The organism is Micromonospora sp. NPDC047620, from assembly GCF_043205005.1.
Classification (GTDB): domain Bacteria; phylum Actinomycetota; class Actinomycetes; order Mycobacteriales; family Micromonosporaceae; genus Micromonospora.
In genome coordinates this window covers 1-1,087 of the sequence record NZ_JBIDDG010000185.1, presented here as the reverse complement: position 1 = coordinate 1,087, position 1,087 = coordinate 1, and the positions used below count along the sequence as shown (strand labels likewise).

Here is a 1,087-nt window from a genome sequence, read left to right as displayed (position 1 = left end):
TGCGGATCATCCGTCGGGGCACCGGATCGGTGGTGACCTGGCGACGGGCGCAGATGATCCTGCTGTCCGCGCAGAGCATGCCCGCGGCGAAGATCGCCGAGGTGACGTTCACCAGCCCCGACCGGGTCCGGGACGTGATCCACAACTTCAACGCCGACGGCTTCGACTCGCTCTACCCCAAGTACAAAGGCGGCCGGCCGAGAACGTTCACCCTGCCCGAACGCCGGGAGATCAAGAAGATCACCAAGTCCAAGCCTGCCGAGCACGGCTTGCCGTTCTCGACCTGGAGCCTGGCCAAACTGGCCGACTTCCTGGTCGCTGAGGGGGTGGTCGACGACATCAGCCACGAGGGTCTGCGGGTCCTGCTCCGCGAGGAGGGCGTGTCGTTTCAACGCGTGAAGACCTGGAAGACCTCCCGCGACCCGGACTACGCCGCCAAGAAGGCCCGTGTCGAGCACCTCTACGCGATCGCCGACGGCGAGGTCATCCCCGAGCCCGGCGAGCCCAAGGTCGTGTTCTGCCTGGACGAGTTCGGGCCCTTGAATCTCCAGCCCCACCCCGGACGGCAGTGGGCCGAGCGCGGTGGACGGCACAAGGACCCCGACCGTGAGCCCAGGCCCCGCCGGCGGGCGACCTACACCCGCCCCCATGGAGTCAGGCACCTGTTCGCCGCCTACGACCTGGGCACGGACCGGCTCTACGGCCACATCAAGCCGAGGAAACATCGGACGCGATTCCTGGAGTTCTGCCGCTACCTACGCAGCCTGCACCCACCGCAGAGGCGCATCGCGATCGTGCTCGACAACTACTCCCCGCACCTGAGCACCATGAAGGACACCCGCGTCGGCGACTGGGCCGCGGCCAACAACGTTGAGTTCGCCTACACCCCGACCAACAGTTCCTGGCTCAACCGCATCGAGGCCCAGTTCACCGCCCTGCGCTACTTCGCCCTCGACGGCACCGACCACACCAGCCACACCGAGCAGGGCAGCATGATCCGCCGCTACATCATCTGGCGGAACAAGCACGCCACCGACAAACGCCTCAGCCAGGTAGTCAACAGGGCCAACATTGCCTGACGCGGCAC

At 66.6% G+C, this 1,087-nt stretch carries 1 protein-coding gene; it reads left to right on the top strand.

Annotation, left to right across the window (positions count from 1 at the left end; genetic code table 11):
- On the top strand, positions 1-1,079 hold a 1,079-nt coding region (locus ACGF5C_RS35125; protein WP_393308778.1), incomplete at its 5' end, for an IS630 family transposase.
- Positions 1,080-1,087: the final 8 nt, after the last annotated feature.